This is a genomic window from Goodfellowiella coeruleoviolacea, from assembly GCF_024171785.1.
Classification (GTDB): domain Bacteria; phylum Actinomycetota; class Actinomycetes; order Mycobacteriales; family Pseudonocardiaceae; genus Goodfellowiella; species Goodfellowiella coeruleoviolacea.
Genome location: NZ_JAMTCK010000003.1, coordinates 16,798 through 32,297 on the forward strand (window position 1 = coordinate 16,798; position 15,500 = coordinate 32,297).

15 protein-coding genes are annotated in these 15,500 nt (G+C 74.3%); 10 read left to right on the forward strand and 5 right to left on the reverse strand.

The window, feature by feature from the left end:
* Nucleotides 1-60: 60 nt before the first annotated feature.
* Nucleotides 61-3,984, forward strand: coding sequence for a thiol reductant ABC exporter subunit CydD (gene cydD, locus LX83_RS06080; protein WP_253767976.1), 3,924 nt, complete (start codon nt 61-63; stop codon nt 3,982-3,984).
* A 12-nt stretch (nt 3,985-3,996) separates the two neighbouring features.
* Nucleotides 3,997-5,142 (forward strand): GAF domain-containing sensor histidine kinase, encoded by a 1,146-nt coding sequence (locus tag LX83_RS06085; protein ID WP_253767978.1) that lies wholly within the window; start codon nt 3,997-3,999, stop codon nt 5,140-5,142.
* Nucleotides 5,143-5,176: 34 nt separating this feature from the next.
* Here LX83_RS06085 and LX83_RS06090 read toward each other — a convergent pair whose 3' ends face one another.
* A complete protein-coding gene (locus LX83_RS06090; RefSeq protein WP_253767980.1) occupies nt 5,177-5,875 on the reverse strand; it encodes a TetR/AcrR family transcriptional regulator in 699 nt (232 codons plus the stop codon).
* Nucleotides 5,876-5,997: 122 nt separating this feature from the next.
* Between LX83_RS06090 and LX83_RS06095 the strand changes: the two genes are divergently transcribed.
* Nucleotides 5,998-6,780, forward strand: a complete 783-nt coding sequence (locus tag LX83_RS06095; protein ID WP_308203919.1) for an oxidoreductase — start codon at nt 5,998-6,000, stop codon at nt 6,778-6,780.
* Nucleotides 6,781-6,851: 71 nt separating this feature from the next.
* Here the strand turns inward: LX83_RS06095 and LX83_RS06100 are convergent, their stop codons facing one another.
* Entirely contained in the window at nt 6,852-7,553 is a 702-nt protein-coding gene (locus LX83_RS06100) for a response regulator transcription factor (RefSeq protein ID WP_308203920.1), read from the reverse strand.
* Nucleotides 7,554-7,614: 61 nt separating this feature from the next.
* Here LX83_RS06100 and LX83_RS06105 point away from each other — a divergent pair, with 61 nt between their 5' ends.
* Complete coding sequence (locus LX83_RS06105) at nt 7,615-8,100, forward strand: GNAT family N-acetyltransferase (RefSeq protein ID WP_253767985.1); 486 nt, start codon at nt 7,615-7,617, stop codon at nt 8,098-8,100.
* A 181-nt stretch (nt 8,101-8,281) separates the two neighbouring features.
* Nucleotides 8,282-8,782: an Hsp20/alpha crystallin family protein gene (locus tag LX83_RS06110; protein ID WP_253767986.1), complete on the forward strand. Its 501-nt coding sequence runs from the start codon at nt 8,282-8,284 to the stop codon at nt 8,780-8,782.
* 136 nt (nt 8,783-8,918) lie between these two features.
* Here the strand turns inward: LX83_RS06110 and LX83_RS06115 are convergent, their stop codons facing one another.
* Nucleotides 8,919-9,536: a macro domain-containing protein gene (locus LX83_RS06115; protein ID WP_253767989.1), complete on the reverse strand. Its 618-nt coding sequence runs from the start codon at nt 9,534-9,536 to the stop codon at nt 8,919-8,921.
* A 101-nt stretch (nt 9,537-9,637) separates the two neighbouring features.
* Between LX83_RS06115 and pheA the strand changes: the two genes are divergently transcribed.
* Both pheA and LX83_RS06125 read left to right on the forward strand, forming a co-directional pair.
* Nucleotides 9,638-10,597 (forward strand): prephenate dehydratase, encoded by a 960-nt coding sequence (gene pheA / locus LX83_RS06120; protein ID WP_253767991.1) that lies wholly within the window; start codon nt 9,638-9,640, stop codon nt 10,595-10,597.
* A gap of 43 nt (nt 10,598-10,640) precedes the next feature.
* Complete coding sequence (locus LX83_RS06125; protein WP_308203921.1) at nt 10,641-11,267, forward strand: histidine phosphatase family protein; 627 nt, start codon at nt 10,641-10,643, stop codon at nt 11,265-11,267.
* A gap of 5 nt (nt 11,268-11,272) precedes the next feature.
* On the opposite strand, the gene LX83_RS06130 is transcribed toward LX83_RS06125, so the two are convergent.
* Nucleotides 11,273-11,620, reverse strand: a complete 348-nt coding sequence (locus LX83_RS06130; RefSeq protein WP_253769087.1) for a metallopeptidase family protein — start codon at nt 11,618-11,620, stop codon at nt 11,273-11,275.
* A gap of 8 nt (nt 11,621-11,628) precedes the next feature.
* Complete coding sequence (locus LX83_RS06135) at nt 11,629-12,657, reverse strand: septum formation family protein (protein ID WP_253767993.1); 1,029 nt, start codon at nt 12,655-12,657, stop codon at nt 11,629-11,631.
* A gap of 179 nt (nt 12,658-12,836) precedes the next feature.
* On the opposite strand from LX83_RS06135, the gene LX83_RS38325 reads away from it, so the two are divergent.
* From LX83_RS38325 to LX83_RS06150, 3 genes are all read left to right on the forward strand, one after another.
* Nucleotides 12,837-13,691 (forward strand): hypothetical protein, encoded by an 855-nt coding sequence (locus LX83_RS38325; protein ID WP_308203922.1) that lies wholly within the window; start codon nt 12,837-12,839, stop codon nt 13,689-13,691.
* Nucleotides 13,692-14,861: a glutathionylspermidine synthase family protein gene (locus LX83_RS06145; RefSeq protein ID WP_253767996.1), complete on the forward strand. Its 1,170-nt coding sequence runs from the start codon at nt 13,692-13,694 to the stop codon at nt 14,859-14,861.
* A 178-nt stretch (nt 14,862-15,039) separates the two neighbouring features.
* The gene (locus tag LX83_RS06150) at nt 15,040-15,486 is read left to right on the forward strand and encodes a DUF350 domain-containing protein (protein ID WP_253769091.1); all 447 of its coding nucleotides are present in this window, start codon (nt 15,040-15,042) and stop codon (nt 15,484-15,486) included.
* Nucleotides 15,487-15,500: the final 14 nt, after the last annotated feature.

Consider the following 15,500-nt stretch of genomic DNA (forward strand, 5'->3'; position numbering starts at 1 on the left):
TCAACTGCGGCCACGACCACCGAAGACCTTCCCGGCCGGGACCTTCCCGCCAACACCCGGTTGGGAAGAGGCCCGCTCGGCGCGCTGCCCGCACTGTCTCCGTCAGCGCGCCGGGCGTTGGCCGCCTGCGGGGTGCTGGCCGCCCTGCACGCCGTGGCCCTGGTCGCGCAGGCCGTGGCGCTGGGCACGGCCCTGGCCCAGGTGGCCGGTGGCGGTGCCACCCCAGCCGGCCTGCGGGTGCCGCTGGCCGCACTGGCCGGCGCGGTCGTCGTCCGGGCGGTGCTGGCGTGGGCCACCGAGTCGGTGGCGGCCAGGGCCGCGGCCGGCGCCAAGGAGGAGCTGCGCGCGGCACTGCTGGACCACGTGCTGGCGCTGGGGCCGGAGTGGATCGCGCGCCGTGGACCGGCCGAGGTGACCGTGCTGGCCACCCGAGGACTGGACGCGCTGGACGCCTACTTCACCCGGTACCTGCCGGCCCTGGTCACCGCGGTGGTCACCCCACCCCTGGTGGGCGCGTGGATCCTGGTCAGCGACTGGCCCTCGGCCGCGCTGGTCGCGGTGACCCTGCCGCTGATCCCGGTGTTCGCGATCCTGGTCGGCTGGTACACCCAGCGGCGCAGCGCACGGGCGGCGGACGCGACCGCCCGGCTGTCCGGTCACCTGCTGGAACTGGTGCGGGCGCTGCCCGTGTTGACCGCGTTCCGTCGGGCCGGGGCGCAGGCCGACACCGTGCGGCGGGTCAGCGACCAGCACCGCGGCGCCACCATGGGCACGCTGCGGGTGGCGTTCCTGTCCGCGCTGGTGCTGGAGCTGGTGGCCACGCTGTCGGTGGCGCTGGTCGCGGTGGGCATCGGCCTGCGCCTGGTCTCCGGGGAGCTGGGGCTGGTCACCGGGCTGGTCGTGTTGATCCTCGCACCCGAGTGCTACCTGCCGCTGCGCAACGCCGGTGCCGCGCACCACGCCAGCGAGGACGGCCTGGAGGCGGTGCGCCGGGTCGCGGCGGTGCTGGCCGAACCGGTGCCGTTCGCGGGAACGGGAACGGCACCGGGAACAGGCACTGGCACGGGTGCTGGCGCTGGGGCTGGGGCGGTGCCGGATCGCCGGCTGGGTGTGGTGGTGCGGGAACTGCGGGTGGCGCGGCGGGGCGGTGCCGCGCCGGACGGACTGTCGTTCGTCGTGCGGCCCGGCCACGTGGTGCGGTTGAGCACCCCGAGCGGGTCGGGCAAGTCCACCGCGTTGGCCGTGCTGCTCGGTTTTGTCGAGCCCACCTCGGGCACGGTCACCGTCGGCGGCGCTGATCTGTCCACTGTGGACATGGTGGCGTGGCGGCGGGCCGTGGCGTGGGTGCCGCAGCGGCCGGCGTTCAGCGGCGGCACCGTGGCCGAGGAGCTGTGCGTCGCCGTGTCCGACCAGCCGGGGCCGCCACCCGACCGGGCCGAACTGGACGAGGTCGCGGCCGAGGTGGCCGCCGGCCACCTCATCGACCGGCGGGTGGCCACCCTGTCCACCGGGGAGCGGCAGCGGGTCGCGGTGGCCAGGGCGCTGCTCCGGCTGCGCCGGGGTGCGTGGCTGCTGCTGCTCGACGAGCCCACCGCGCACCTCGACCAGGCCACCGCCAGCACCGTGCTGGCGGCCGTGCGGCGCGCCGCCCAGGCGGGTGCCGCCGTGGTGCTGGCCACGCACCGGGTCGCGGCGCGGCCGGATGCGCGCGGCACGGCTGGCCCGGGCGCGTCACCGGTGCCAGTGCCGGTGCCGACGGCGGTGCCAGTGCCGGACACGGACGGCGAACCGCGGCCGGCGCGTCCGGTGGGCGGGGCCCCGGGTGGGCTGCCGCGGCGGCCGGGTGTCGGACTGCTCCGGCAGTGGCCGCGCTGGCCGTTCGCCGGGCTGCCCCGACCCACCTGGCTGACGCTGGTCGGCGTTGTGCTCGGAGCCGCCGCCCTGGCCAGCGGCATCGCGTTGACCGCCACGGCCGGGTGGCTGATCGCCAGGGCCGCGCAACAGCCGCCGATCCTCACCCTGTCCGTGGCCGTGGTGGGTGTGCGCGCCTTCGGGCTGGCCAAGGGGGTGCTGCGGTACCTGGAGCGGCTGGTCACCCACGACGCGGCCTTCCGGCAGGCCGGCCAGTTGCGGGTGCGGCTGTGGCGGGCGTTGGTCCGGCACGGCCCGGCGCGGACCGGGGGCGCGCGGCGCGACGACGACCTGCGCCGGCTGGTCGACGACACCGACACCGTGCGCGACCTGGTGCCCCGGGTGGTGCCGCCACCGCTGGTCGCGCTGCTGGTGTGCCTGGCCAGCGCGGTGCTGATGGCGTGCGTGCTGCCCGAGACGGGTGCGGTGCTGGCGGTGGTGTCCCTGGTGGTCGGGCTGGCCGCGCCGGCCGTGGCGGTGGCCGTGGAGCGCCGGGCCAGCAGCGCGCTGGCGGCCGGGCGGGCGCGGGTGGCCGAGGACGTGCTCACCCTGCTGGACTGCGCGCCCGACCTGATCGCGTGTGGCGCGCACGCGCCGAGGAGAAGCGCGTTGGCCGCCGCGGATCGCCGGTTGGCCGCGCAGTCCCGGCGGCAGGCGCTCGGTGCGGGCGCGGCCAGCGCCGTGGTGAGCGCGGGCACCGGGATCGCCGCGCTGGTGTGCACCGCGCTGGCCGCGGTCGCCGTGGCCGCCGGCCGGCTCGACCCGGTGTTGGCGCCGCTGCTCGGCCTGGTGCCGCTGGCGGTGGCCGAGGCACTGGCCGCGCTGCCGCCCGCCGCCCAACACCTGGGCCCGCTGCGCGCGGCCCACGCCCGGCTCACCGCGCTGCTCGACTCGGCGCCAGCGGTGGACGGCGCGGACGCGGAACCGGCTGCCGTGCCGGCGGCGGAGCGCGCCGAACCGGGGACTGTGCCGGCGGGGGCGGAACCGGCTGCCGCGTCAGCGGCGGAGAACGTGGGGCCGGCGGCGGAGCGCGCCGAACCGGGGACTGTGCCGGCGGGGGCGGAACCGGCTGCCGCGTCAGCGGCGGAGAACGTGGGGCCGGCTGCCCGTGAAACTGGGCCGACCCAGCCGGCGACAACGGCGAAACCGCTGGTGGGAGCCGCCGCGCCCACCCAGCCAAGCCCCCACCCTTCCCAGGGGGGCGACCCCAGCTCCAGCCTACCGACCCACGGCCGTGGGGCCAGGGGCGTTGAGGCGCCTGTGGATAACCGGGCGGGGTGTGGACAACTCGTGCACGATCGTGGTCACTCGTCCGGGGTCTTGCTGGATGGCGTGGACGTGTGGTGGCCCGGCGCGGCGGAGCCCTCGTTGCGGGACGTCACCCTTGACCTGCCCCAAGGCGCGACCGTTGCGGTGGTGGGGCCGTCCGGGGCGGGCAAGTCCACGCTGCTCGCCCTGTTGTTGGGGTTCCTGCCGGCCAGAACCGGGCACGCGAAAATCCCCGATCGGGTGACGTGGTGTCCGCAGGAGCCGCAACTCGTGTCGACCACGATCCGGGAAAACCTCCGAATGGCCGATCCGCACGCCGACGACGCCGCCCTGCGCACCGCCCTGCGGCTGGCCGGGCTCGACGCGTGGACCGACCGGCTCGACACCCTGGTGGGCACCGGCGGGGCAGCCGTGTCCGGCGGTGAGGCGCACCGGCTGGCCCTGGCCAGGGCACTGGTCGCGGCGCCGAGGGCCGATCTGGTGCTGCTCGACGAGCCCACCGCCCACCTGGACGTGCCCACGGCCGACGCCGTGCTGGATCGGCTGCGCGGCGCGCTGGCCGGGCGGACCGTCATCCACGTCACCCACCGGCCCGCCGAAGCGGCCGACGCCGACCTGGTGCTGGAGGTGGTGTCCGGCCGGGTTCGCACCGCGGTCAGCAGGATCACCCCGGAGAGCGCCGAGAACGGCGACAGCACGGCCGGGTCAGCGCGCCCGGCCCACCCCCGTCCGCCCGACCGCGACCAGGTGGGGCTGATCACGTCACCGGCCCGGATCGACCAGGTGGACCAGGATGGTGCCTAACCTGTGCGTGTCATGGACCCCGCAGTCGCCAGGCGGGCGCTGGCCGCGTCCACCGAGATCACCCGCATGGCCCTGGCCGGTGACGACCCGGAGGCCGTGCTGCCGCTCGTGGTGCGCAGCGCCGCCGCGCTCGCCGAGGCCAACCTCGGCCTGGTGATGGTGCGCTCGCCGGACGGCACCCTCACCGTGGAGGCGGCGCACGGCGAGCCGGCGCCCGGCACGGACAACCCCGTGGGCGTGGTGCTGTCCGCCCGCTCGGCCGCGGCCAGGGCGGCGCGCAGCGGGGTCACCGTGGTGGCCGACGACTTCACCCTGGACCCGCGCACCGCGCCGTTCGTGCCCAGGATGCTGCGCGGTTACGGGCCGTTCGCGGTGGCGCCGTTCGGCACCAGGGAGCGGCGGCTGGGCGCGCTGGCCGTGTACCGGCGGCGCGGTGCCGAGCCGTTCGACCCGGCCACCGTGGACCTGTTGACCTCGTTCGCCACCCAGGCCGGCCTGGCCATGGTGCTCGCCGAAGGCTCGACCGCGCGCCAGCGCGTCGCGGTCTACCAGGAGCGCGACCGGATCGCCATGCAGCTGCACGACGTGATCATCCAGCGGCTCTACGCGTCGGGCGTGCAACTCGACCTGCTCAGCCGGCGGCTGGCCGGCCGGCTGGACGCGGCGGACGCGGCCCGGCTGGCCGAGGCGGTCGACCAGCTGGACCAGACCATCGCCGAGGTCAGGGCCACGGTCCGGGCGTTGCGCAACGCCGGGACCGGCGAGCAGCCGGAGCCCACCGACCTGCTGGACTCGGTGCGGGCCGAGGTGCGGACCGCGGGCGAGTTGCTCGGGTTCTCGCCGCGGCTGGAGGTGCACGGCGACCCGGTCGACGTCCCGGTCGAGGTGGCCGACCACACCCGCGCCGCACTGCGCGAGGCACTGTCCAATGTGGTGCGTCACGCCGGTGCCCGGCGGGTGGTGGTGGAACTGCGGGTGGACGAGGCCGGACTGCGGCTGCGGGTGGCCGACGACGGCTGCGGCATCCCGCGCGGGGTGACCCGGCGCGGCCTGCGCAACCTGGCGGAGCGCGCCGCAGCGGCCGGTGGTCGGTGCGAGGTCGGCTCGTCACCCCGGCACGGCACCACCGTGGACTGGTGGGTGCCGCTGGACCGCTAGCGGCGGCACCAGGGCCGGCGGCCGCTGGCCGGGTTCACAGGGCGGCGCCGCCGGCCGGGCCGACCCCGCGGAGCAGGGTGTCCACCACCAGGGCGGCGAGCGCGTCGGTGTCGGTGACCTCGTTCTCGGCCGCGCCGGCAGTACCCGCGTCGGCAGCACCCGCGTCGGCAGCACTCGCGTCGGCGCCGGCCCGGCTCGCGCGCTGGGTGGCCTCGTGGATGAGGGCGTAGTAGACGGTCCTGGCCCACTCCACGTCCACGTCCGCCCGGATCACCCCGGCGTCCTGGGCGCGGCGGAGCAGGTGCGTGCAGGTGGCGAGCACGTCGGCGTGCACCCGCGCCACCTCCGGGCTGGCGTGCGGCGCCCGGTTCATCGCGAAGTTCCAGTCGATCTTGACGCGCAGCACGTTCGCGGTCACCTGGTACAGGCCGACCAGGGACGGTGTGGTGTCGATCCGGGCGGCCCGCACCGCGTCGGCGAACTGCTGGGTCGCCCACGCGGTCATCGCCTCGATGAGGGCCTCCCTGGTGGCGAAGCGGCGGTGCACGGTGGTTCTGGCCACGCCGGCGGCCTCGGCGATCTGCTCCACGGTGGCGGCGGGGTTGTCGCGCAGCACCCGCTCGGCCGCCTCCAGGATCGTGCGCACGGTCCGTTCGGCGTCCGCGCGCAGGGCGCGTGCACCCGGGGTGCGCGTCGGTTGGTTCGCCCTCGTCCGGGCCCGTGCCGCAGTCACAACGCTGAAGAGTACGGGCACGACCCAGCTCCACTCATAGTTGCAACACTGGTGATGCAAGTAGTACCTTCTCTGCATCTCAAGTGATGCGATTCGTGGGAAGGGAAACCACCGTCATGGACATGGGTCTGTCTGGGAAGACCGCACTGGTGACCGGGGCCAGTCGGGGCATCGGCCTCGCCACGGTCAGGGCGCTGCTGGCCGAGGGGGTGCGGGTGGTGGCCGGGGCGCGCACCGCCCCGCCCGAGCTGAACGAGACCGGGGCGGTCGTGGTGACCTCGGACCTGTCCACCAGCGCGGGCGTTGACCACCTGGTCGAGCGGGCACTGGCCGAACTGGGCGAGATCGACGTGCTGGTGAACAACGTCGGCGGTGGGGACAGCGGCCAGGGCCAGCTGGACGGCTTCGCCGCCTTCACCGACCAGGACTGGCACCAGGCGTTCGAGCTGAACTTCTTCAGCGCGGTCCGGGTCACCAGGGCCGCCCTGCCCAGCCTGCTGCGGCGGCGCGGCAGCATCGTGAACATCTCGTCCATCGGCGCCCGGATCCCCTCGGACGGGCCCGTCCCCTACACCACGGCCAAGGCCGCGCTCACCGCGCTGGGCAAGGCGCTGGACGCGGAGTTCGGCCCGAGGGGCGTGCGGGTGAACACCGTCTCACCCGGGGTGACCCGCACCGCGATGTGGGAGCGGCCGGATGGCTTCGGCGCCGAGATGGCCAAGAAGATGGGCGTGGACCTGCCCGAACTGCTCCAGCGCGTGCCGGGCATGAGCGGCATGACCACCGGCCGGCTGGTCGAGCCCGAGGAGGTGGCCGCGCTCGTGACCTACCTGGCCGCACCGGTCTCGGCCAGCATCGCCGGCGCCGACTACCGGATCGACGGCGGCGCGGTCCGCGTCGCCTGAGCTGGACAGGCCGAGCTGGACAGGCCGAGCTGGGCAGCCTCGCCGGGGCGGCCTGACCGGGGCCGGCGGCGCTACCGCTCGGGTTGGCGCGACCGGCGGGCCACCCAGGCCACCGCCTGGGTGCGCCGTTCCAGGCCGAGCTTGGCCAGCACCGACGTCACGTAGTTCTTCACGGTCTTCTCGGCCAGGAACAGCCGTTCGGCGATCTGCCGGTTGGTCATGCCCTCGCCGACCAGGTCGAGCACGCGGCGTTCCTGCTCGGTCAGCCTGGCCAACTCGTCGGACTCGGCCGGGTGGCGCAGCCTGGCCAGCACCCGCGCGGTGGTCACCGGGTCGAGCAGGGAACGGCCAGCGGCCACCTCGCGGACCGCGGTGACCAGGTCCTGGCCGCGGACCTGCTTGAGCAGGTAGCCGGACGCGCCGGCGCTGATCGCCGCGACCAGCGCGCGCTCGTCGTCGAAGGCGGTCAGCACCAGGCAGCGCGGCCCGACCTCGCCGCGGCCGGCCCCACCGCCACCGCGCACGGCACCACCGCTCGCGGGGCCGTCGTCGCCGGACCCGCGCAGCCGCCGGCACAGGTCCACCCCGTCGCCGTCGGGCAGCCGCATGTCCACCACGGCCACGTCCGGGTGGCTGGCCTCGGCTCTGGCCAGGGCCTCGGCCACGCTGCCCGCCTCGGCCACCACCTCGATGTCGTCCTCCTCGTCGAGCAGGTCGCGCAGGCCGCGGCGCACCACCTCGTGATCGTCGACGAGCAGCACTCGAACCGGCACGGGCATCACGGTACGTCCAATGCCGGTGCCCATGACGCCCTGGTGTTGCCACAGTTCCACCATGCGCGTGCGACCAATTGAGGAAGCCGACCGGCTGGTGGTCGGTCGCCTGATCGTCGACCTGTGGGGTGCGTCCACGGTGGTGGCGCACGGTCAGACCTTCTACCCGATCAGCCTGCCCGGTCTGCTCGCCGAGCGCGGCGGCAAGGTGATCGGGCTGCTCACCTACACCAGGACCGGCCAGACACTGGAGATCGTCACCCTCGCCGCGCTCAACCGGGGGCGCGGCGTGGGCACGGCACTCGTCGAGGCGGTGGCCAGAACAGCGCGCCGGGTCGGCTGCGAGCGATTACTCATCACCACCACCAACGACAACCTGGACGCGTTGCGCTTCTGCCAGCGGCGCGGCTTCCGGCTGTGCGGGCTGCGGCCGGACGCGGTGAGCCGGGCCAGGCAGAGCAACCCGGAGATCCGCCTGGTGGGGGAGTACGGCATCACCGTCAGGGACGAGCTGGACCTGGAGCGCCCGGTGCTCGCCCGGCGCTGACCAGGGCCCCCGCCAGCGCCGGCCACCACCCGTCCGCCGATCGGGTGGTTGCCAGGGCAGCGGGAACAACCACACGCGGTCCATCGTTGGCACTCACGTAAGCCGAGTGCTAAACCGGCTGGTCAACGAGCGGATGCCCGGCGTGGCCGGGCAAGCGCCCGCACAACAGGAGGGATGCCAGATGGCGATCGCCGTTCGGGGTTCCGTGTGGGACCCGTTCACCGCGCTGGTCCGACAGATGGACGACTTCGACTCGATCGTGCGCCGCGCGTTCGGCGGTGGCAGCGGCGGCACCACCACGGGCTTCGTGCCCGCCGCCGACGTCACCAGGCAGGGCGGCGACGTGCTGATCACCCTGGAGCTGCCCGGCGTGGACGCGGCCGAGGACGTGGACGTCGAGGTGCTGCGCAACCGCCTGGTCATCAGCGGACACCGGGCCGAGCAGACCAAGGCCGAACAGGACGGCGTGCTCGTGCGCGAGCTGCGCTCCGGCGCGTTCCGCCGCGAGTTCGCCCTGCCCGAGGGCGTGTCCGCCGACCAGATCGACGCCGAGTACGACCGCGGCCTGCTGCGGGTGCGGGTGCGCGACGTGGTCCGCCCCGCCGACCGGCCCACCAAGGTGGCGGTGCGCACCGCCGACCGTCCGGCCATTGTGGACACTGGCGGCAGCGGCCAGGAGTGACACCGGCGCCGGGACGCAAACCGGCCCGGCGACGACCGCGAGACGAGGACCAGGGGTGGGCCGCACCGGCTCACCCCTGGTCCGCTGTGCGTGTTCAGTTGGGTGCGCGTGCTCCGGCCGGTGCGGCGGCCGCGGCTCAGCCGTGCGCGGTGGTCAGCTCGGTGAACACCTCGTCCCAGGCCGCCGCGACCTGCCGGGCGCACGCCGCCGGGGCCACCCCGCCCACCCCGGTGCCCAGGCCGGGCATGGCGATGGTGTGGACCGAGGCCCGGACGGGCGCGCCGTTCTCGAACCGCCCGGTCGCCCACAGCCGCAGCACGGCCCGGGCGGCGAGGTAGGGGTGCACGGTGTCGGCCGGCAGCCGCTCACCCGGGTCGCGCATGGTGGGCGCGCTGATCAACCACGCCGGCACCGACACGCCGGTCGGCACCACCACGGCCTCGCCCACCGGCAGCTCACCCCCGTGCAAGGCCAGCACCGCGCTCCGGACTCTGGCCTCCACCTGGGAAAACGCCTGTGCGTATACGGCGTCGATCCCTCCACGCATCCAGCCAAAGGAATTGGCGGGGCTCACCACGGCCTGCGCCGGAACGTCCAACACCGAACCCCGGTGCACGCTGACGCCCTCGCGGTCGGCGGCAATCGCCTGCCATGCCTGCGCGAGAGGTTCGTCAACCGCGCACAGCACCAGTTGGGGCGCTGCGGCCGGAGCGTACGTCTCACCCTCCGTATCGGCGGTCACGTCGTCAAGCATTGCAGGCAGGTGACGTCACGCGGAACCGGGTTGGGTACCCACCTCTCGGGTGATCTCTGCCTCATCACTGGTCACCCTGCGCGGTCGTTAGGGTGTACTCCGTGTCGCGGATCGCCTACTTCGGACCCCGGGGAACGTTCACCGAGCAGGCCGCGCACGCGCTGGCCACCGGCCAGGACGAGCTGATCCCCGCCCAGACCGTGCCGCTGGCCCTGGACATGCTGCGCGACGGCCAGGTCGACGCCGCGTGCGTGCCGGTGGAGAACTCGGTGGAGGGCGCGGTCCCGGCCACCATGGACGCGCTCGCCGACGGGCCGGCCCTGGTCGCGGTCGCCGAAGCCGTGCTCGTGGTCTCGTTCAGCATCCTGACCAGGCCGGAGATCACCGGAGCCGGCGAGGTCCGCACGCTGGCCAGCCACCCGCACGCGCTGGCCCAGGTGCGCCACTGGGTGGCCGCGAACCTGCCCGCCGCCGAGGTGGTGGCCACCACGTCCACGGCCGCCGCCGCGGCCGCCGTGCACCGGGGCGAGTTCGACGCGGCCGTGTCCGCGCCCGTGGCCGTGCGCCACTACCCGCTGCGCGAGCTGGCCACCGACGTGGCCGACGTGCCCGACGCCCGGACCCGGTTCCTGCTGCTGCGCCGGCCGGGGACGCTGCCCGAGCCGACCGGCGCGGACCGCACCTCGGTCATCGCCACCACCCCCGACCAGACCGGCGCACTGGCCGAACTGCTCACCGAACTGGCCACCCGGGGCATCAACCTGACCCGGCTGGAGGCCCGGCCGACCAAGGGGCGGCTCGGCGAGTACCGGTTCTACCTGGACTTCGAAGGGCACGTGGCCCAGCCGAGGGTCGGCGACGCGCTGGCCGCGCTGCACCGGCGGTGCACCCACGTGCGGTTCCTCGGCTCCTACCCGAAGGCCGGGCAGCCCGCACCCGGTCCCGCCGGCGCGGCCGGCGGCCCCGCCACCGACCTGGTCCCCCCGCACAGCACCCTGGACAGCGCGTTCGTCTCGGCCGCCGACTGGGTGGCCGCCGTGCGCCGAGGCGAGCGGGCCTGAGCCCGGGGTGATCCGACGCCGACGACGACAGTGAGGTGAGCTGGTGAGCACGCTGCGGCTGGTGCTGGTCAGGCATGGGGAGACCGCGTCGAACGTGCGCGGCGCCCTGGACTCGCGGCCGCCCGGCCCGCCGCTGACCGAGCGCGGCCGCCAGCAGGCCGCCCGGCTGGCCGAGGAACTGGCCACCGAGCCGGTGGTGGCGGTGTACGCGAGCACCGCGCTGCGCGCCCAGCAGACCGCCGAACCCGTGGCCCAGCGGCACAGCACGCCCGTGCGCGTGGTGGACGGCGTGCACGAGGTGCAGGTCGGCGACCTGGAGGGGCTGGCGGACCAGGCCTCCTACGACCGGTTCTTCGCGGTGTACTCGGCCTGGGCCGACGGCGACCTGCACCGGCCCATGCCGGGTGGGGAGACCGGCCAGCAGGTGCTGGACCGCTACCTGGCCGTGGTGCGCGGCATCACCAGCCGGCACGCCGACGGGTCGGTGGTGCTGGTCGGGCACGGCGCGTCCATCCGGCTGGCCGGCATGGCGCTGGCCCGCAACGTGCCCACCAGCCTGGCCGAGGGCGCGCTGCTGCCCAACACCGGCCGGGTGGTGCTGGAGGCCGACGCCAAGTCGCCGACCGGCTGGCAGTGCCTGAGCTGGACCGGCCTGCGGGTGCTCAGCTAGCCGGGTCAGGCCCAGCCCAGCTGGTGCAGGCGCTCGTCGTCGATGCCGAAGTGGTGGGCGATCTCGTGCACCACGGTGATCGCCACCTCGTCGACCACCTCGTCCTCGGTGTCGCACATGGCGAGGATGGGCAGCCGGTAGATGGTGATCCGGTCCGGCAGCACCCCGCCGTAGTCGAAGGTCCGCTCGGTCAGCGCCACCCCGTGGTAGAGGCCGAGCAGGCCGGGCTCGTCCGGGTTGCGGTCCTCGACCAGCACCACCACGTTGTCCATGGCTGCGGCGAACTCGGCCGGGATCAGGTCGAGGGCATCGCTGACCAGCTCCTCGAACCGCCGCGCGGTCATCTCCACCATCTGCCCGCTCACCCGCCGCCGTCGGTGTCCCCAGTGCCGGTGTCCCCAGCGCCGGTCTCCCCAGCGCCAGTGTCCCCAGTGGCGCTGCCCGTGTCAGCACCGCCGTCGGCCGTGCCGCTGGTGCTCTGGCCGTCCTGGGGCGCGTTCTCCCCGGAGTGCATGGGCGCACCGGTCGGGTCGCTCCTGGCCGCCCGGACGCTGCCGGTCCACGGGGCCAGGCCGGACTTGTCCTCGAGCAGCGCGCCGACCTTGCAGTTCACCCGGTGCGAGCCGGCCGCCCAGCTCTCCTCGGTGCGGTTGTCCCAGGTGAAGCTGAGCCCGGCCGCCTTGAGGTCCCGCCCGCCGGTGTAGTCCTTGGTGAGCGTCTCGCACAGCCCGTAGAGCACGTCGTCCTGCCTGCCGTTCGGCGGGTAGTCGCCGGTGGGGAACTGCGGGGACAGGTCGATGATGCCGACGATCTCCCAGGAGTGCTCCTGCGCGCAGTCCACCGGGTCGCTCACCGTGCCGTTGTCGATGCCCAGGCACGTGCCCGGCTCGTACACGTCGGACTGGTCGTCGCGGGCGCTGCCGGTGACGGGCAGCAGCTTGCCGGTCACCCCGGGGCTCTGCAGGCCGCAGCGCAGCGTGCGGTTGCCCGCCCGCCAGCGCTCCTGGCTCAGCTTCAGCGAACTCACGCTGAACTTGCCGTTCGGGTCGAACTTTCCGGACAGATAGGACAGCGAGGTGTCGGTGCAGGCGTCCTGGGCGATTTTCTGCCACAGGGTCTGGTCCGGGAACTTGGCATCGGGGCCGTAGCCGGCTGAGATGTCTGCTGTGCCGGTGACCTCGAACAGGTGCGACTCGTCGCAGCTGACCCGGACCATGTCCGAACCGTCCGGCCTGGTCCAGTTCAGGCAGTCACCGGCCGCGGCCTGCTCGTCGGGATGCGCCGTGGAGGTGGTCGTGGAACTCAGGGCCAGCCCGCTGCCGCTGACCGGCCACGACACCAGGGTGCTCGACGCGAGCAGGGCGAACGCGCCCGCGGACGCGCCTGCCATCACCAGACGGATGCCACGCGTCCGGCGTGCCGTGCGAACCCGGTCCCCGCTGTTGGCCATCTCCTCCATGATGCCGGTAACGCGGGACGCGGATACCTCGGGTGACGGATGTTGCTGTTTGAGCCATCTCGGCTGCCCCCCACCTCGGTTGTGGGTACGGTGCCGGGCGGGAGCTGCTGATGACTGACCACGACAAGCCTGGTGACACCACGCCACCGCCGCACGGGGAGCCGGACCGGCCGGCCCCCGCGTCCGGGGCGGGCGCGCCAGCACCGCAACCCGACCGACCGACCGAACCCGGCCCCGAGCCCACCCGGCCCGCGCACGCCGGGGCGGACGGCGGGCCGGACCAGACCACCGGGCCAGGCGCCGACCAGCCCGGCGACCAGCCCACGGCCCGGACCCCGGACCAGCCCGCCGACCAGCCCGCTGACCAGCCCGACGAACCGGGCGGCGCGGCGGCTGAGCCGGCTGGCCCGCCGCCGCCCGGTGCCGAGGCCGCCGGCCCGCCCCGGCGCGGCCAGATCCGCTACCAGGACCCGTCGGTCACCCGGCCGCGCGAGCCGAGCCTGGCCGAGAAGCGGGCGCGGCAGCGCGCCGTGGCCCAGGAGCGCGAGGCCGAACTGGCCGCGCGCGCCGAGGCCGAGCGCAAGGCCACGGTGCGCCGGCGGGTGCTGATCGGCAGCGGCGTCACCGTGGGCGTGGTCGCCCTGGTGGCGATCTGGTACGCGGCGGCCAGCACCGAGGAGGTCACCGCGCAGTGCACCCGCGACGACGGCACCATCGTCGAGGAGCAGTACTGCGACGAGAGCTACTACAGCAGCCACGGCGGCTACCACAGCGGCGGGTTCATCTACATCGGCGGCACCGGCTACCGGTACAACTACGGCGGCACCGGGGCGGTCGGGCAGAAGGTGTCCGGCGGCACCTACACCGCGCCGGACTCGGGCACCACCGTCAAGACCCAGTCCGGCAAGACCGTGCAGCGCGGTGGGTTCGGCGTCAGCAACAGCGGCAAGAGCGGAGGCAGCTGAGTGCGCAGGGAGCGGTCCCAGCCCCGACCGAACTGGCAGCGGATCGTCCACGACGAGCAGGGACTGGTGTACGGCACGCCGGCGCGCGACGCGAGCGGGGCGGAGCGCCCCTACTGGGACGAGTCCGTGCACTACGTCTTCGACATGGACGAGGTGCTGTCCCTGGAGGCCGACGTGGAGCTGCTGCACTCCATGTGCCTGGACGCGGTGGACAACGTGATCGTCACCGAGCGGTACCGGGACTTCGGCATCCCCGAGTGGGTGTGGCCGGCCGTCGCCGAGTCGTGGCAGCGCCACGACCCGCACGTCTACGGCCGGTTCGACCTGCGCTACGACGGCTCGGGCCCGGCCAAGCTGCTGGAGTACAACGCGGACACCCCCACCAGCCTGCTGGAGGCCTCGGTCGTCCAGTGGTACTGGAAGGAGACCGTGTTCCCCGCCGACGACCAGTGGAACTCGCTGCACGAGAAGCTGGTCGAGCGGTGGCGGGAGGTCGGCCAGCGGCTGCCCTCCGACGAGGTGCACTTCACCTGGTCGGCCGGGGACGCCAGCGGTGAGGACCACGTCACCGTCGCCTACCTGCAGGAGACCGCGGCCGAGGCCGGGCTGGACACGGTGGGCCTGGCCATCGAGGAGATCGGCTGGGACCCGCTGCTCAAGCGCTTCGTCGACCTCGAGGAAGCGGCCATGCGCACGGTGGTCAAGCTGTACCCGTGGGAGTGGGTGGTCAACGAGGAGTTCGGCCGCCACGCCGTGGACACGCTGCCGGCCACCCTGTGGGTCGAGCCGCTGTGGAAGATGCTGCTGTCCAACAAGGCGCTGCTGGCCGTGCTGTGGGAGATGTACCCGGGCCACCCCAACCTGCTGCCCGCCTACCTGGACGACCCGGGCATGCTCACCGAGTACGTGCGCAAGCCCAAGCTGGGCCGGGAGGGCGCGAACATCCAGATCGTGGCGCCGGGCTACGAGACCCAGACCGGCGGGGTGTACGGCGAGGAGGGCTACGTCTACCAGCTGTTCGACCCGCTGCCCGAGTTCGACGGCTACCGGCCGGCGCTGGGCGCGTGGCTGGTCGGGGACAACGCGGCCGGCCTGGGCATCCGGGAGACCGCGGGGCTGGTCACCGACGACGGCGCGGCGTTCGTGCCGCACCGCATCCCCCAGGAGTGAGGGGCGGACCGGGCCGGCCGAACCCGGCGGTTCGCCCGGACCCGCCGTGATCGGTGTTTTCGCCCGAATCCCCCACGGCGGATCCTGAATCGCGCATACTCCACCGCGGGCGGCCCACCGCCACCAGTGTCCGGACCAGGAGGCTCTGTTGTTCCCGTTCGCCGCGCAGGCAGACCAGGTGACCCTCGCGCTCGACCCCGGTTTCGGCGGGGTGCTCGGCCGCGGCATCGGCGCGATCGTGCTCTACGCCATCGTCGGCCTGGCGCTGATGCTGGTCGGCTTCTACGCGATCGACTGGACCACGCCGGGCAAGCTCAGCGCGCTGGTGCGCAGTGGCGCGCCCAACGCCGTGGTGGTGACCTCGGCCGGGCTGGTGAGCATGGCGCTGATCGTGGTCATCGCCATCGTCAACTCCTCGGGGCAGCTGGACGAGGGCCTGCTCAGCGCGCTGGTCTTCGGCCTGGTCGGGATCATCGTCCAGGTCATCGCGGTGCGCGTGGCCGAGTGGGTGACCCGGATCAACATCGGCGAGATCATCCAGTCGGAGCGGTTCGCCCCGGCCAGCGCCGTGGTGGCCGCCGCGCACCTGGCTCTCGGCCTGGTGGTGGCCGCCGCGATCAGCTAGCGCCGGGTAGGCTC